We start from the raw sequence: 15,319 nt of genomic DNA, 5'->3' as shown, positions 1-15,319 counted from the left end.
AAGTTGATTGCTCTTGTTGTTTTGCTGACTTACTTGTGTTGCGACACTTGCGTGTCGGCTTAATGTGCATCCGTTAGGATGCCCTGCACGTTTGGTTCGTTCATTCTTTGTTCAGTTTTCAAAGGTCAATCCGTTATCACGTGTTACGTGATGTTTCGTTCGTGACAACTTCTATATAATAGCATCTTATCAACTCGGCGTCAACACTTTTTTGAAATTATTTTTTCAAAAATTTAGCGACGCTCCAAGTGAAAGCTAAAACATCATATCATCTTCTTGAATAACTTGTCAAGAGAAATTAAAATGTTTTTTTCGTTTGTCAAACAATATGTATTGGATGACTAACGGAATTTCATGATACAACCTTTTCTTTCTTTTTGCAACCCTTTTTGCACGTTATTTTCGACGTACATTATTGATAAAACCCACTAACATTCGATATTGACGAACGTTTTTAACACAAGTGGAATAGATAGTTCCGATTTGGATAATAAAAATGATAAATAGCCTATGATTAATTTGCTTTTTGTTCAAAAAAAACAAAAAGCACAAATTTAAAATTTGTGCTTTTATTATTACCAATGGCTTTTTATGTAGTTGTCGCGCCCAGACATTGTCCGATACCGGTTATAATGCGCTGAAGATTTTTTGTAAAAGTCTTGGTGATACTCTTCTGCGGCATAAAATGGTTGCGCAGGTTCGATTGGTGTAATAATCGGTTTTTTAAACCGTCCACTCTCTTGAAGCGCCCGTTTTGATTCTTCTGCAATCTCTTTTTGTTCAGGTGAATGATAAAAAATCGCGGGGCGGTAAGAATTTCCTTGGTCAACGAATTGACCGTTTGGATCAGTTGGATCTGTTTGTTGCCAATAAACCTCTACTAAATCTTTATACGGAAAAACTTCTGGATCAAATGTTATTTGTACCGCTTCCGTGTGGCCTGTCTTTCCGGTACAAACTTCCTCATAAGTTGGATTTTCAACATGGCCACCCGTATAACCTGAAATGACAGATTCAATTCCTGGTAAAGTATCAAACGGTTTTACCATACACCAGAAGCATCCACCAGCAAACGTTGCTTTTTCAAATGCCATCGTTTAAACTCCCCTTTCTTTTGGGGTTATTTTAACATATATAGAAGAATTATTTATTCCCTAATGCATTTTCCTTCGTAATCTTAGTGATACCACCCATATATGGAACCAAAACTTCTGGAATTGTTATTGACCCATCTTCATTTTGATAATTTTCCAAAATAGCCGTTACTGTACGTCCCACTGCTACACCTGAACCATTTAATGTATTTGCGTATTCCACTTTACCGGTTTCTTCATTCCGGTAACGAATCATCGCACGGCGCGCTTGGAAATCTTCCGTATTTGAACAAGAACTGATTTCACGGTATGTGTCTTGTGCTGGGACCCAAACTTCAACGTCGTATGTTTTTGCCGCTGAGAAGCCCATGTCTCCTGTACATAAAACAATGGTACGGTGCGGTAGACCTAAATTACGCAAAACAGCTTCTGCATTATCGGTCATTTTTTCTAACTCTTCATATGATTCGCTTGGTTTACTGAATTTAACCATTTCAACTTTGTGGAATTGGTGCATACGGATCAAGCCACGTGTATCACGGCCTGCACTTCCTGCTTCAGAACGGAAAGACGGACTCATCGCCGTAAAATAGACTGGTAAGTCTGCCTCGTCCAGAATTTCATCGCGGTAATAGTTTGTTAAGGGTACTTCAGCTGTCGGAATCAAAGTAAAGTTGCGTTCATCCGTCAATTGGAAAACATCTTCCTTGAATTTAGGGAATTGACCTGTCCCAAACATTGAAGCTTCATTTGCGATATAGGGAGGAATCACTTCTGTATACCCGTGTTCACCCGTATGTAAATCCAACATATAATTGTAACAAGCACGTTCCAAACGCGCACCCAAGCCTTTGTAGAAAACAAAACGAGAACCTGTTACTTTAGCAGCACGTTCAAAGTCCAGAATTCCTAGAGCTTCTGCAACTTCGTAGTGGGCTTTCGGTTCAAAATCAAAACGGCGTGGTTCGCCCCATTTACGTATTTCCACATTATCTTCTTCATCCGCTCCGACCGGCACAGATGCATGCGCCACATTTGGCAAACGAAAGGCAATATAGTTAATTTTTTCTTCAATGGCAGCCAAATCTGCATCCATTTGCTTGATTTGGTCACCCACTTCTTTCATTTGAGCAATTTTATCATCTGCATTCTCTTTATTGCGCTTCAAAGTTGCGATTTCTTGGGATACTTGATTGCGGACCTGTTTCAAATTCTCCGCTTCAACAATTTTCCCTCTGCGTTCCTCATCCAGTTGTTTCAACTCCGTTAAAACTTCGGCTGTAACACCACGAGCAGCCAGTTTCTCTGCCATTTCATCATAATTTTCACGAATTCTCTTAATATCTAACATCTTTTTCTCCTCCTAATCATATAAAAAAAGCCATTCCGCCCCTATAGATAACAATCTATTGGGACGAAATGACTTGTCATTCGCGGTACCACCCAGTTTCGGACACACGTATGCATCCGCACTTTAGACGATAACGGGGGACCCGAAACAATTTAAGCAATTGATTTGTTTTCATTGTTTGCTTCATGCGTGGATTCAATAAAGGCATCTATCGGTTTTCACCCACCACCGACTCTCTAAAAGACTACCATTATTTACTATTCACATGCCTAGCTTTTTATTTGTTTTAATTATCATCATTTTACTCGATTAACAGCTATTTCGTCAACTTAGTTAAAGAAACCACCGATAAAATCAGTTACTGTATTCCATCCTTGAGAAGCAGTGCTCGCTATCCAGCGCCATGCCAATACGAAAACATTCGCTTTTTCGACTGTGCGCTCAACCGCTACAGCTGCTTCGTTTAGCGAACCATCCAAGTAACCCAGATCATCACCTTCAATTGAAAGAGTAACATTTCCGACTGTCGTTCCCTTCTCAATCGGTGCCTCTACCTGGCCATCTTCGTTCAACAAATCAGGATTCAAGGACATTTCTGTTTCAACTTTAAGTTCTTCATCTGTATTCGGTGTCACAACAAAGACATCTTCACTGTAAACCAACCCTACTTCTTCTTCTTTACCTTTTGCAATTGCCAATGGTTCTTCAGTTTTTACTGCATCCCCTTTTGCTGCAATTTGGACTTTTTCAAAATTATCAAATGCAAAATCCATCAAACGTGAAGTTTCTCCGAAACGGACAGAATTGTCTTCCGCACCAATCACGACTGTAATGACGCGTCTATCTTCTTCAACTGCAGTTCCTGCAAAAGAAGCGCCAGAAGCATCGGTTGTTCCTGTCTTCAAACCATCAACGCCAGTGTGTGCGTATGGTTGGTTTGGCAACATCAAGTTATAAGTCATCATGTGGATTTCGTCTCCGGAACCCTCCATGAAAATTTTATCCTCAATTTTAGCTGTTTCCAAGATTTCTGGATAGTCATCCAACAAATGATCGGCCACAGTGGCAATGCCACGTGCTGTCATTTTATTTTCTTCATCAACAGGGGCACCTGGGTAAAGGTTTCCTAACTCATCTGCATAGTGGTTAGGCAAACCCGTTGTATTAAAAAGAGAGTAGCCTGTAATTCCCCATTCATCCAATTTCGCTTTCATCATGTCAACAAAAGCATGTTCAGTTCCGCCAATCAATTCTGCTACAGCAATTGTTGCGCCATTCGCTGAATAAATGACCATTGCTTCATATAGGTCTTTAACAGTATAAGTAAAATCTTCGCGTAAAGGAACATTAGATAGTTCATAGTTTTGACTGATGGCTACGGCATACTCACTGACTGGAACAGGTGTGTCCCATGAAATGGTGCCGGCTTCCACAGCCTCATGCACTAAATATAGAGGAATCATTTTTGTCATTGAAGCGATATAAAGGGATTCATCCCCGTTTTGATCTAATAGAATTTTATTTGTTTCATTATCAATTACGAAAGCTGCCTCAGCAGAAACTTTAATTGGTTCTACAGCTGCTGATGCTTCTGGAACTGCTACAAGGGTACTGGCTAATACAGTTCCAGATAAGAGGCCGATTGTCCATTTATTATATTTAATCATTCTTCTACTCCATTCACTAAAGTTACGTTCTTATGTTAGCGGAAAAACAGCAAAAACACAACATTTAGTTGGGTGTTTGTTCCAATGGCAAACGCATCACAAATTTTGTTTCATTTTCATTGGATTCTGCATAAATGTAGCCTCCATGCAAGGCTACGATGCTCTGAGCTATGGCCAACCCCAAACCAGTTCCTCCTGTTTGATGAGAACGGGAGGATTCCACCCGGTAAAAACGGCCGAATAGCTCTTCCAGGGCTTCTTCGGGTATTTTCGGCCCATTATTCTTCACGGAAATGAGCGCTTCAGAACCCACTTTATCAACGACAATCTTAATCCAGCTGCCACCTTTCCCGTACTTCAGGGCATTGGAAATCAGGTTACTGAACACTCTGGCAATCTTATCCACGTCCGCTTCGATCATTAATGGTTCGCTTTCCATAATCACTTCAATCGCCATTTCTTGTTTGGCAGACTCTAGTTCAAATTCCGCAGCCATCTGTTCCAAAAAATTGCCCAGATTAATTCTCGTGTAATTCAAGGGAGTAGAAGTTTGCCTCACCTTCGTATATTCAAATAAATCGTCAACAAGCACTTTCATTTGTAACGCTTTTACATAAGCAATATGGATATAGCGCTCGACATCTTCGAACGTAGAATATTGTTTGTCTTCTATTAAACCTAAATATCCGATGATTGATGTTAATGGGGTCCGTATGTCATGGCTGACGTTCGTTATAAGTTCATCTTTCGATTGTTCAATCTTCCGTTCTTCTTCCATCGCCTCCACAGTACTCTCCACTAACGTATTGATACTGTTGACAACATCATTCATATCCCCGTTTAAATCAGCTTCAATCCGATGGTCAAAATTTCCTGAAGCGATGTAGTGCAGTTCGTCCAGGATATGGCGCAGTTGCATTTGTTTATAGCGACGAAACAGACGCCACCATGTAAAGAAAACAGAAAACAGTAACGCTGATACGAGAATAATAAATTTATATTCAATCACTATGAAATCAATAAATAGAATGACATCCCATAAAGAGTTGATTTGTGGTAAAAATTCTGGTGGGGATTGGACAATCTGATTGAAAATCAAATAAAAACCCATCAACAGGAAATACATGATCGTCATGGTGACAATCGCTTCAAAGATGAGCTCACCGAGTTCTTTTCTAGTTAATTTCAATTTCAGCACGCCATTTGCCCCTATTCTGAAATTTTATAGCCGACTCCCCAGACGGTTTGGATTACTTTTTCACCGTTGGTTGCCTTTTCGATTTTATCGCGTAGATGGCTAACATGTACCATTACTGTTTTGGCTGAAACAATACTTTCTTGTAACCATACCCGTTCAAATATCTCATCCGCACTAAAAACACGATTCAAATTACTTGCCAACAAATATAAAATGCCGAATTCCAAGGCAGTTAATTGTATTTCTTTACCATTCAAGGTTTTAACTTCATGGGACTCTTTTTTAATGATAAGTGGACCAACCTCAATAACATTGGCTTCTATTTCTTGTTGGGTAACCGAAGAACGGCGTAATAATGACTTGATACGTGCCATCACTTCAAGTGGATTGAAGGGTTTAGAGACGTAATCATCAGCACCAGAAGTTAGTCCTTGAATTTTATCCATGTCAGTAGATTTTGCACTTAACATCAAAACCGGTATTTGATTATTATCTTCTCTAAGCTCTTTCAAAACAGCGATGCCATCTTTTTTCGGCATCATGACATCCAGGATAATAAGCTGGATATCCATATTTTGTTTTAGCAATTGCAGGGCTTCTACTCCGTTATAAGCTTTTATAGCTTCATAGCCTTCATTTTTACAATAAATACTTAGTAAATCTACAATTTCACGATCGTCATCAACAATTAATATCTTATCCATAAGTCACCTCATTGTGCATATTAGTTGCTGTTAGTTTACCAGAAAATAATAAAGGTTTCGTTAAAAACGTGATACTTGTAAGAATCTTAAAAAATATGGCTTTCACGGAAACAAGTTTGGACATAATTCAGCGGGAATTAAATAGTTACGTCCAAACAATCCTTATAAAAAAACTGCTTACCTTTATTTTATCAAGGTAAGCAGTTTACAGAAATATTAAATTAATAACCCTTAGTTTCCAAAAGAGTAGTTTGGTGCTTCTCTTGTAATTTGGATATCGTGTGGATGAGATTCAACCAAACCGGCACCTGACATACGCATAAATTGTGCATTTTCGCGTAATTGTTCTAAGTTAGCTGCGCCAACATAGCCCATACCGGAACGAACGCCACCTAGCATTTGGAAGATAATATCGCCAACGCCGCCTTTATAAGCAACGCGACCTTCAATCCCCTCAGGAACAAGTTTGTTAGCTTCATTTACGCCACCTTGGAAATAACGGTCGCTTGAACCTTTTTCCATGGCTGCCAAGCTACCCATTCCGCGGTACGTTTTGAAACGACGGCCTTGGAACATTTCAAATTCACCAGGTGATTCGTCCGTACCCGCCAACATACTACCCAACATAACAGCATGTCCACCGGCAGCCATTGCTTTTACGATATCTCCAGAATACTTAATACCACCATCAGCAATAATCGCTTTTCCGTATTCACGTGCCACACCTGCAGCATCATAAATAGCTGTGATTTGTGGTACCCCAACTCCTGCCACCACACGTGTTGTACAGATAGAACCAGGTCCGATACCTACTTTAACAACATCTACACCCGTTTCGAACAAGGCACGGGTCCCTTCAGCTGTCGCAACGTTACCAGCAATCAAGGTTGCCTCTGGGAATTGGGCACGAATTTCACTAATTTTACGGATAACACCCGCACTGTGACCATGAGCAGTATCAATGACAATTGCATCAGCACCAGCATCGAGTAATGCTTGAGCACGTTCAAAAGTATCAGTAGTCACTCCTACAGCTGCTGCCACCAATAAGCGACCATGGCTATCTTTCGCTGCATGTGGGAATTCAATAACTTTTTCAATATCCTTAATAGTAATTAAGCCAGCTAGTTTGCCTTCACCATCAACCAAAGGTAATTTTTCAATTTTGTATTTTTGCAAAATGTTTTCTGCTTCTTTTAATGATGTTCCAACAGGTGCCGTAATAAGCTCCTCTTTGGTCATAACATCACCAATTTTTTGAGTGTAATCAGAAATAAAACGTAAATCACGGTTTGTAAGAATCCCAACTAATTGGCGTTCTTCCATATGATTCACAATCGGAACACCACTAATGCGGTATTTTGCCATCAAATGTTCTGCTTCACTTACCAAATGATCTGGTGTCAAGAAGAAAGGATCAATAATAACGCCACTTTCTGAGCGTTTTACTTTGCGAACTTCGTCTGCTTGCGCTTGGATAGACATATTTTTGTGGATGACGCCTAAACCGCCATTTCGTGCCATGGCAATGGCCATTTCGGCTTCAGTTACAGTATCCATGCTTGCACTTAAAATAGGGACATTCAAGCGGATATTTTTTGCCAATTGAATTGATAGATCCACATCATTCGGTAATACATGACTTTCTGCAGGTATTAATAATACGTCATCAAATGTGTATCCCTCTTTAGCAAATTTTGTTTCCCAGTTCGACATTTTTTGTTTCCCCTCTCCTTTGGTTGGTACGATTTTTTTATGTTTTAACTTACCACCCACGAAGATAAACGTCAAGCTTAAGAATGAAAAAAGCCCCGCATTTTTTTGCGGGACTCCTTAGGTATTTTCTATTTACGGGCTTTATGGACTTTCAAATTTTTCCCTTTTACAGTCCGATCTTGCATTTCCGAAATAACGTAAGGACCTTTTCCATTTAAAACCTCAACATATGTTACATTTTCCTGGATGGTGATAATACCGATGTCTTCGGCCGTAATGCCTTTGATATTCGTTAATGTACCAACAAAATCAACTGCGCGAAGTTTTTTCTTTTTGCCACCATTGAAATAAATCTTGGTGATGTCTTGATTTAACTCTTTATTACGGGCGACTCTTGGTTTCATCCGTGTTTGGTTTTTCTTGTCAAAAGCAGCCTTTGCACGCGCAACGATACGTTCAGAAGGGGCGACAATCTCTGTAACGGCATCTTTATCTTCAAATGCGTAGTCAAAAACTTCCGCCCAACGGAATTTGTCATTCTCACTAACCAAAGTTAGTGCTTGCCCCATTTTACCTGCACGTCCAGTCCGACCCGTTCGGTGAATAAAGCTTTCTTTTTCAAAAGGAACATCATAGTTAACCACATGTGTGATGTTTTCAATATCGATACCACGTGAAGCGACATCCGTCGCCACTAAGTAACGAAGTTTTCCTGAACGAAAATCATTCAGTACCGCTAAACGATCTTCTTGATCCATACCGCCATGCAATTTATCAACGGGTAGACCTGCTTTACCTAAGTAAGCATCCACTGCATCAACAACATCTTTGGTATTACAGAAAATGATGCTGGCATCTGGATTTGCAATCGTCAATAAATTTAACAGTAATTTTTCTTTAGGGGTGTCTTGCACTTTAATATAAGAATGCAAAATACGCGGTGTATTCTCTACTGACTTTGCCATTTTTACAGAAGCGCGATTTTCATGCATATAGAAACTTGCCAATCTCTCTACTTCGGCCGGCATGGTGGCTGAGAATAGCAACGTTTGACGACTACTTGGCAAGTAGTCAATCACGGATTCTACTTGTTCAATAAAGCCCATATGCAACATTTCGTCTGCTTCGTCCAAAACCAAGGCACGTATTTTTTCTACCAAAAATGTTCCTTCTTGAAGGTGTTCAAGTATCCGGCCCGGTGTTCCCACGACAATATGACTTTTTTGCTTCAATTCGGATTTTTGTGTTTTAAAGGATGACTTACCAAATACCGCAGTCACCTTAATTCGCTTCAAACGGCCGATATTCATAATTTCTTCCTTGATTTGTAACGCTAATTCCCGAGTCGGAACAAGGATTAAAGCTTGGGGTTTATTTTCTTCCCAAATTGCATCTTCACACAATGGAATACCAAATGCAGCTGTCTTGCCACTACCTGTTTGTGATTCCACAATAATATCCTGTTTTTCTAAAGCCAACGGAAGCACCTGTTCCTGCACTGCTGTTGGGTTGTAATAACGCAAACTCGTGAGTGCTTTCAGTATTTCGGGACTAATTCCCATCGATTCAAATGATTTCTTTTCCATATTTTCCTACTTTCTTTTCTTTGCTGGACCAGTATATCAGGATTGGAGACAAAAGAGTATTTTTTTCTTACGAGCGTTATCCTAACGGCCAGATAAATCTTTAAAAGTTTCAAACTCATGGTTATGTGATATAACAAGGGCATAAAGAACAAAAAACAAATAAAACATAAGGAGGAATTTTCATGCAAATCTTAATGGTCGTAGTCGTATTGTTTGTCGTCGCTCTCTTTATATTCTTGATGCCTATAAATGTTAGCGCTCACTGTGACACCTTTGATGGGCCTACCGCAACCGACGCCAGGAAAGCATTGGAAACAGGAAACCTCAACTATGCCTTGAAATGGCTTGCTCCGGAAGATGAAGAAGAACTCACGAAAATCTTCGAGTTAAGCCGCAAAGTCCGAATACTCAGCCCCGAGGCCCAGATGTTGGCCGATCAATATTTCCAGGAGAGCGTTATCCGAATCCATCGTGCCGGAGAGGGTGCACCCTTCGAGGGCATGAAACCAGCGGGTGTACCGGTTGACCCAAGAGTCGCTGCCGCAGACAAGTGTCTAGAAGTTGGGAATCTGTCACCTTTTGAAGGTGTCCTTCCGAAAGAGGAAGTAGCAGCTCTTGAAGGGAAATTTCAAAGAGCCTTGAAATTGAAGGATTACGACATCAACGACCTTGATGCTGCCCGGGAATACATCGCAGCCTACGTCACCTTCTTCAAAAGCGCGGAAGGTGAAGAGCATGATCATGAACATCACCATGCTCATAAACATTAACGGCCATCTATATCCTACTACTATTGAAGCCAGGTGAAAAAAATGAATGAGTCCCTATTTTTTAACATCATCACCATCATTCTACTTGCTGGAGTGGCAGCCCAGTTTATCCGGCGCTACCTTTTCTTTGTGGCTAGGGTCTCCTCTTTATCCATGTCTCCCTTACTCAAACCAAAGCAGAGACTTCTGACCAAGCGCCTATATGCCTACAACAAGGTGCACCGTGGTGACATTGTCATTTTTCATTCCCATGAACTTAACCAGGACGTGATTAAGCGAGTTATTGGTCTACCGGGAGACAGTATCGACATCCGAGAAAATGGTACAGTTTATCTCAATCAAAAGGAACTGGATGAACCATACACGGCGAATCCGAGTGGTGATGGAGGAAACTTCATCGTTCCCAAAGGAAAATACTTCATGCTTGGCGATAATAGAACCATTTCCCAAGATAGTCGCCATTTTGAAGATCCCTATATTGCCCAAAAAGATATGGTAGGAAAAGTATTCTTTTCCTGTTATCCATTCCACCGGATTTAACGGAAATATTTAAATACAAAAAAGTGGAACAACACCATAAAAACGTGTTGTTCCACTTTTTATACTTTAGAACAATCCACCTGTGATAGTGAATTTTTTCTTCAAATAGAATTTAAGCGCAAATCCAAGACCACCAATTACTAAATAAGCAGGTGCTGACAAGCTAATATTGATGGCTGGTGGCACTAATGCCATTGTCGCCGTCATCGCTAGCATCCAGAAAAGCATGGCAATCGTTGTAGCCGCAATATATTTTCCGTAACCTTTTTTGCCTTTTGGCGCGTTAGGGTCTGGTTGGTATTTGGAAATAACCAACATGGATAATCCACCCGCAATAAAATTCAAGATTAAGCTGATAATTCCCATACCGGGCTGTACGTTAGCATCAGACGTCAATAAGGAAATCCCTGAAATCAACGCGAAGATTGAACCCAATAGGAGGCCACCATCGATGGCAATCAGCCAGTTTGGTGAGCGCTCTGGCACTATACTCTCTTCATGTTGCTGCAGAATGTTTTCTGCGCATTCAGATACAGTTCCATATAATTGGCGTGCCGTCGTACCACTTTTTTGATTTGAGACAAGCTCCGTCATCATTTTGTTATATAAAACATGTTTATTTTCTTCGTCGTAGTTAGCTTGTTTTAAAGCACGATCAAGACCAACCATGTATTGCTCATTACGTTTAGTAAGTTCACTCCACAAGGCATTGTTTTCATTCTTTAATTGTTCAAGTGTTTTTTCTGTATTCTCTGACACGTTTAGAGCCTCCTAGAATTTCTTACGCCAAACATTATACATTAAAGCGGAATAACATAACATCGCCATCTTGAACAATGTACTCTTTTCCTTCAGAGCGAACTTTACCAGCTTCTTTGGCTGCACTCATGCTACCTGCCGCTAATAAATCATCATAAGAAACTGTCTCTGCACGAATAAAACCACGTTCAAAATCTGTATGGATAACACCAGCAGCTTGCGGTGCTTTCATACCTAAACGGAAAGTCCAAGCACGTACTTCTTTTTCACCCGCTGTGAAATAAGTACCCAATCCTAGCAATGAATAGGCTTTTTGAATCAATTGATCCAATCCTGACTGTTCAATCCCAATCTCACGCAGGAAGTCAGCCTTTTCTTCATCTTCCAGTTCAGCCACTTCTTCTTCGATACGCGCACTGATCGTTACTACCTCAGCACCTTCTGAAGCAGCAAACTCACGTACTGCTTTAACCATTTCGTTTTCAGCGTCGCCCACTTCATCTTCAGCAACGTTTGCTACATAAAGAACAGGTTTCGTTGTCAAAAGGAAAAGACTCTTCACAAGTGGTTCTTCTTCCGGTGTAAATTCCACTGTACGCGCTGATTTACCAGCTTCCAAAGCTTCTTTCACACGTTCCAAAATGGCTAATTCTGCCAAAGCATCTTTATCTTTTGTACGAGCAATTTTGCTGACACGAGTATAACGTTTATCGATGGACTCCAAATCTGCAAGAATCAATTCCAAATTAATGACTTCAATATCACTTAACGGGTTCACTTTACCGCTGACATGAGTAATATTTTCATCTTCAAAGCAACGCACAACATGACAAATTGCATCAACTTGGCGAATGTTGGCCAAGAATTTATTTCCTAGCCCTTCACCTTTACTGGCACCTTTTACGATTCCGGCAATATCTGTAAATTCAAAAGTTGTCGGAACAGTCTTTTTAGGTTTCACCAATTCTGTTAATTTTTGTAGACGCTCATCTGGTACTTCAACGACGCCGACGTTTGGATCGATAGTCGCAAACGGATAGTTTGCCGCTTCAACTCCTGCTTTCGTGATTGCATTAAATAATGTGGATTTTCCCACGTTTGGCAAACCCACAATTCCTGCTGTTAATGACATTCTATTCCACTCTTTCTATTTGGTGCTTATTCAGCATCTTCTGCCTTCACCAATACTTTTTTCATTTTCTTCTCAAATTCACGACGCGGCATCAAGACCAACTGTCCACACTTCTGGCATTTAATGCGGATATCCATCCCCATCCGAATAATCTCCCAGGAGTTACTTTGGCAAGCATGTGCTTTCTTCATTTCCACGATATCGTGTAAATCATACTCTTTTTGGTTCACCAATGGCAACCCCCTTTTCAATCTTCAAATTCAATCGCTAATAAATCCAAAATGCGATTCAAATCTGCAGGTGATAAATACTCAATTTCAATTTTCCCTTGTTCGCCTTTAGGGGTAATCTGCACAGCAGTTCCAAAACGATCCATCAAGCGCTCTTCGCTTTCGATGATATAAGAAGGTTTCTTGATTTTTTCGCGTTTTTTCTTTTCTTTACGCTGGGTTGGTTGTGTTAATTCTTGGACCAACGCTTCTAAATTCCGTACGGTCATGCCTTCAGCTACCACGCGTTTAGCCAATTCACTGATTTGTGTTTGATTTTTCAATCCCAACAACGTCCGCGCTTGCCCCATTGTCAAATCACCGTTGCGAAGAAGCTTTTTAACATCTTCTGGCAGCGTTAATAGACGCAGGTAGTTCGCCACATAAGGACGGCTCTTGCCCAAACGTTGCGCAACATCGGCTTGTGTTAGCTTCAGTTTCGTCAACATCGTTTGATAGGCTTCCGCCTCTTCCAATGGCGATAAATCCTCACGCTGTAAGTTCTCAAGAATAGCAATTTCAATCATTGCGCGTTCATCGAATTGACGGACAATAGCCGGAATCGTTTCTTTTCCAGCGAGACGCGAAGCGCGTGCACGCCGTTCCCCGACAATAATTTCATAGCCTTTTACTGCTGATTTCCGTAAAATAATCGGCTGGAAAACGCCATTTATTTTAATGGACTCAGCAAGCTCCGCCAGGGCCGTGTCATCAAACTCTTTCCGTGGTTGGTAAGGATTGGGACGAATTTCGTCCAACTTTATTTCTTCCACTTTTTCGGTTTTTTCATCAATTTTTTCGATGTCACCAAAGTTTGTAAATAAGGCATCAATGCCGCGGCCTAACCCCTTATTGTTTTTACTCGGCATCTTCTAGCACTTCCTTTGCAAGTTCTATGTAAACTTCGGCACCTTTCGAACGGATATCATAATCGACGATTGATTGACCATAACTTGGTGCTTCGGACAAACGGACATTACGTGGAATAATCGTGTCATACACTTTTTCTTTAAAGTATTTCTTCACTTCTTCAACAACTTCAAAACCAAGGTTCGTACGTGCATCCAGCATCGTCAACAGAACACCCTCAATTTTCAAGTCTTGGTTGAAATGTTTTTGAACCAGTCGGAAAGTATTCAGTAATTGACTCAAACCTTCCAAGGCATAGTATTCACATTGAACAGGAATCAAAACTGCATCACTCGCTGTAAACGCGTTGATAGTCAAATGCCCCAGTGACGGTGGACAGTCGATAAAAATATAATCGTATTCAATACTTAATTTTTGTAAAGCTGTCTTTAGTCGCGCTTCACGGTGTGGTTGGCTTGTCAATTCAATTTCAGCCCCTGCTAACTGGATAGTTGCCGGAACGACCCACAAATTTTCCCGAGATGATGGCTGAATCGCTTGTTCAATCGGAATTTGATTAACGAGGACATCATAAATATCATCGTTCACATCCGCTTTGGAAATACCAAGGCCGCTTGTTGCGTTTCCTTGCGCATCGCTATCAATCAATAGCACTTTGTTCCCTAGGTAGGCTAACGCCGCTGCCAGGTTGACGGTCGTTGTCGTTTTACCAACGCCACCTTTTTGATTTGCAACTGCAATGATCCGTGTCATTTACTTTCCTCCAGTTCTAAAGATGATGCAAAAAAAAGGGAAAAATAAAATGCGTATTTTTCCCTTTCGCATTTTTTCAAAATGACTGCATCATTTATCGCTCTTGTATAATATGATTTTCTACAGACAAAATAATCGAACATTACTTGATTATTGTACCAAAAACCAAGGTAAATTCATACCCTCTTCCTTATAGTGGCTTTTTATTGGGCAGACCCGGTTTGCGCGGATATTTTTTTGGCGTGTCTTTTGTTTTTTTGATGAGAACAATATGACGCTCGCCTTCCTCTTTTGGCAATTCAAAGGCGTAATCTTCTTCAACTTTACCGCCCAAAGTTGCAATAGCAGCCTTGGCGTCATCAAGTTCCTCTTGAGAACTTGATGCCTTCATTGCCACAAAGTAGCCCCCTTTTTTTACCAACGGTACGCATAGTTCGCTTAAGACACTCATGCGGGCTACTGCTCGTGCTGTTACAATATCATAAGCCGCACGATGTTCAGGGTTTTGTCCAAACGTTTCGGCCCGATCATGGAAACAACGTACACCTTCTAGTGCTAATTCTTTAAAAAGGAGTTCCAAAAAGGAAATGCGTTTGTTTAAAGAGTCAACAATCGTGACTTTGATTTCAGGATAGGCGATTTTTAACGGGATACTAGGGAAACCTGCACCTGCTCCGACGTCACAAAGTGCCACCTCACCCTTCAATACATCGGTATGCAATCCTAGCGTGATGGAATCAAAAAAATGTTTCAAGTAAACTTCATCTCGCTCGGTAATAGCCGTCAGATTAATCTTTTCATTCCATTCAACCAGTAATTCATAATAACGATTATATTGTTGCATTTGCTTTTCACTCAATTCGAGCCCCAGCTCTGCAACTGCTGTTTTAAATTCTTCAGGATTCATCTT

At 40.6% G+C, this 15,319-nt stretch carries 15 protein-coding genes and 1 other annotated feature; of the genes, 2 read left to right on the top strand and 13 right to left on the bottom strand.

The window, feature by feature from the left end:
• Window positions 1-575 precede the first annotated feature (575 nt).
• The 7 genes from msrA to ACTU7M_RS09780 form a co-directional block, all read right to left on the bottom strand.
• The gene (gene msrA, locus ACTU7M_RS09810; RefSeq protein ID WP_443474215.1) at window positions 576-1,094 is read right to left on the bottom strand and encodes a peptide-methionine (S)-S-oxide reductase MsrA; all 519 of its coding nucleotides are present in this window, start codon (window positions 1,092-1,094) and stop codon (window positions 576-578) included.
• A 49-nt stretch (window positions 1,095-1,143) separates the two neighbouring features.
• Entirely contained in the window at window positions 1,144-2,445 is a 1,302-nt protein-coding gene (serS, locus tag ACTU7M_RS09805; RefSeq protein WP_443474214.1) for a serine--tRNA ligase, read from the bottom strand.
• Between the two features lie 56 nt (window positions 2,446-2,501).
• Window positions 2,502-2,724: a binding site (T-box leader), on the bottom strand.
• Window positions 2,725-2,774: 50 nt separating this feature from the next.
• Window positions 2,775-4,112, bottom strand: a complete 1,338-nt coding sequence (locus tag ACTU7M_RS09800; RefSeq protein ID WP_443474213.1) for a serine hydrolase — start codon at window positions 4,110-4,112, stop codon at window positions 2,775-2,777.
• Window positions 4,113-4,176: 64 nt separating this feature from the next.
• Window positions 4,177-5,301 carry a sensor histidine kinase gene (locus ACTU7M_RS09795; RefSeq protein WP_443474218.1) on the bottom strand — a complete coding sequence of 375 codons (1,125 nt, stop codon included), beginning with the start codon at window positions 5,299-5,301 and terminating at the stop codon, window positions 4,177-4,179.
• A 20-nt stretch (window positions 5,302-5,321) separates the two neighbouring features.
• Window positions 5,322-6,014 (bottom strand): response regulator transcription factor, encoded by a 693-nt coding sequence (locus tag ACTU7M_RS09790; RefSeq protein WP_443474212.1) that lies wholly within the window; start codon window positions 6,012-6,014, stop codon window positions 5,322-5,324.
• A gap of 231 nt (window positions 6,015-6,245) precedes the next feature.
• Complete coding sequence (gene guaB, locus ACTU7M_RS09785) at window positions 6,246-7,730, bottom strand: IMP dehydrogenase (RefSeq protein WP_443474211.1); 1,485 nt, start codon at window positions 7,728-7,730, stop codon at window positions 6,246-6,248.
• A gap of 128 nt (window positions 7,731-7,858) precedes the next feature.
• Complete coding sequence (locus ACTU7M_RS09780) at window positions 7,859-9,316, bottom strand: DEAD/DEAH box helicase (RefSeq protein ID WP_443474210.1); 1,458 nt, start codon at window positions 9,314-9,316, stop codon at window positions 7,859-7,861.
• A 182-nt stretch (window positions 9,317-9,498) separates the two neighbouring features.
• Here ACTU7M_RS09780 and ACTU7M_RS09775 point away from each other — a divergent pair, with 182 nt between their 5' ends.
• The gene (locus ACTU7M_RS09775; protein ID WP_443474209.1) at window positions 9,499-10,086 is read left to right on the top strand and encodes a DUF6448 family protein; all 588 of its coding nucleotides are present in this window, start codon (window positions 9,499-9,501) and stop codon (window positions 10,084-10,086) included.
• Window positions 10,087-10,128: 42 nt separating this feature from the next.
• Window positions 10,129-10,626 (top strand): signal peptidase I, encoded by a 498-nt coding sequence (gene lepB / locus ACTU7M_RS09770; protein ID WP_443474208.1) that lies wholly within the window; start codon window positions 10,129-10,131, stop codon window positions 10,624-10,626.
• A gap of 66 nt (window positions 10,627-10,692) precedes the next feature.
• Here the strand turns inward: lepB and ACTU7M_RS09765 are convergent, their stop codons facing one another.
• The 6 genes from ACTU7M_RS09765 to rsmG all read right to left on the bottom strand — a co-directional run bounded on the left by ACTU7M_RS09765 (window position 10,693) and on the right by rsmG (window position 15,316).
• Complete coding sequence (locus tag ACTU7M_RS09765; RefSeq protein ID WP_443474207.1) at window positions 10,693-11,385, bottom strand: DUF1129 domain-containing protein; 693 nt, start codon at window positions 11,383-11,385, stop codon at window positions 10,693-10,695.
• Window positions 11,386-11,419: 34 nt separating this feature from the next.
• Window positions 11,420-12,517, bottom strand: coding sequence for a redox-regulated ATPase YchF (ychF, locus tag ACTU7M_RS09760; RefSeq protein WP_443474206.1), 1,098 nt, complete (start codon window positions 12,515-12,517; stop codon window positions 11,420-11,422).
• Window positions 12,518-12,543: 26 nt separating this feature from the next.
• Window positions 12,544-12,750, bottom strand: a complete 207-nt coding sequence (locus ACTU7M_RS09755) for a DUF951 domain-containing protein (protein ID WP_443474205.1) — start codon at window positions 12,748-12,750, stop codon at window positions 12,544-12,546.
• A 14-nt stretch (window positions 12,751-12,764) separates the two neighbouring features.
• Window positions 12,765-13,655: a ParB/RepB/Spo0J family partition protein gene (locus ACTU7M_RS09750; RefSeq protein WP_443474204.1), complete on the bottom strand. Its 891-nt coding sequence runs from the start codon at window positions 13,653-13,655 to the stop codon at window positions 12,765-12,767.
• Entirely contained in the window at window positions 13,645-14,409 is a 765-nt protein-coding gene (locus ACTU7M_RS09745) for a ParA family protein (RefSeq protein ID WP_443474203.1), read from the bottom strand. Before ACTU7M_RS09745 ends, ACTU7M_RS09750 begins: the two co-directional genes overlap by 11 nt.
• Before the next feature lie 190 nt (window positions 14,410-14,599).
• Window positions 14,600-15,316, bottom strand: coding sequence for a 16S rRNA (guanine(527)-N(7))-methyltransferase RsmG (rsmG, locus tag ACTU7M_RS09740; protein ID WP_443474202.1), 717 nt, complete (start codon window positions 15,314-15,316; stop codon window positions 14,600-14,602).
• Between the last annotated feature and the right edge of the window lie 3 nt (window positions 15,317-15,319).

It is taken from the genome of Jeotgalibaca sp. A122 (assembly GCF_052266715.1).
In the GTDB taxonomy this organism is placed as follows: domain Bacteria; phylum Bacillota; class Bacilli; order Lactobacillales; family Aerococcaceae; genus Jeotgalibaca.
The sequence above is the reverse complement of the archived record's forward strand: the minus strand, read 5'-3'. Positions and strand labels throughout refer to the sequence as shown.

Bases quoted from the DNA above. Each gene is read 5' to 3' on its own strand.
- guaB (WP_443474211.1), bottom strand. From the start codon at position 7,730: ATGTCGAACTGGGAAACAAAATTTGCTAAAGAGGGATACACATTTGAT.
- ACTU7M_RS09800 (WP_443474213.1), bottom strand. From the start codon at position 4,112: ATGATTAAATATAATAAATGGACAATCGGCCTCTTATCTGGAACTGTA.
- ACTU7M_RS09745 (WP_443474203.1), bottom strand. From the start codon at position 14,409: ATGACACGGATCATTGCAGTTGCAAATCAAAAAGGTGGCGTTGGTAAA.
- msrA (WP_443474215.1), bottom strand. From the start codon at position 1,094: ATGGCATTTGAAAAAGCAACGTTTGCTGGTGGATGCTTCTGGTGTATG.
- ACTU7M_RS09775 (WP_443474209.1), top strand. From the start codon at position 9,499: ATGCAAATCTTAATGGTCGTAGTCGTATTGTTTGTCGTCGCTCTCTTT.
- ACTU7M_RS09790 (WP_443474212.1), bottom strand. From the start codon at position 6,014: ATGGATAAGATATTAATTGTTGATGACGATCGTGAAATTGTAGATTTA.
- ACTU7M_RS09780 (WP_443474210.1), bottom strand. From the start codon at position 9,316: ATGGAAAAGAAATCATTTGAATCGATGGGAATTAGTCCCGAAATACTG.
- serS (WP_443474214.1), bottom strand. From the start codon at position 2,445: ATGTTAGATATTAAGAGAATTCGTGAAAATTATGATGAAATGGCAGAG.
- lepB (WP_443474208.1), top strand. From the start codon at position 10,129: ATGAATGAGTCCCTATTTTTTAACATCATCACCATCATTCTACTTGCT.
- rsmG (WP_443474202.1), bottom strand. From the start codon at position 15,316: ATGAATCCTGAAGAATTTAAAACAGCAGTTGCAGAGCTGGGGCTCGAA.
- ychF (WP_443474206.1), bottom strand. From the start codon at position 12,517: ATGTCATTAACAGCAGGAATTGTGGGTTTGCCAAACGTGGGAAAATCC.
- ACTU7M_RS09750 (WP_443474204.1), bottom strand. From the start codon at position 13,655: ATGCCGAGTAAAAACAATAAGGGGTTAGGCCGCGGCATTGATGCCTTA.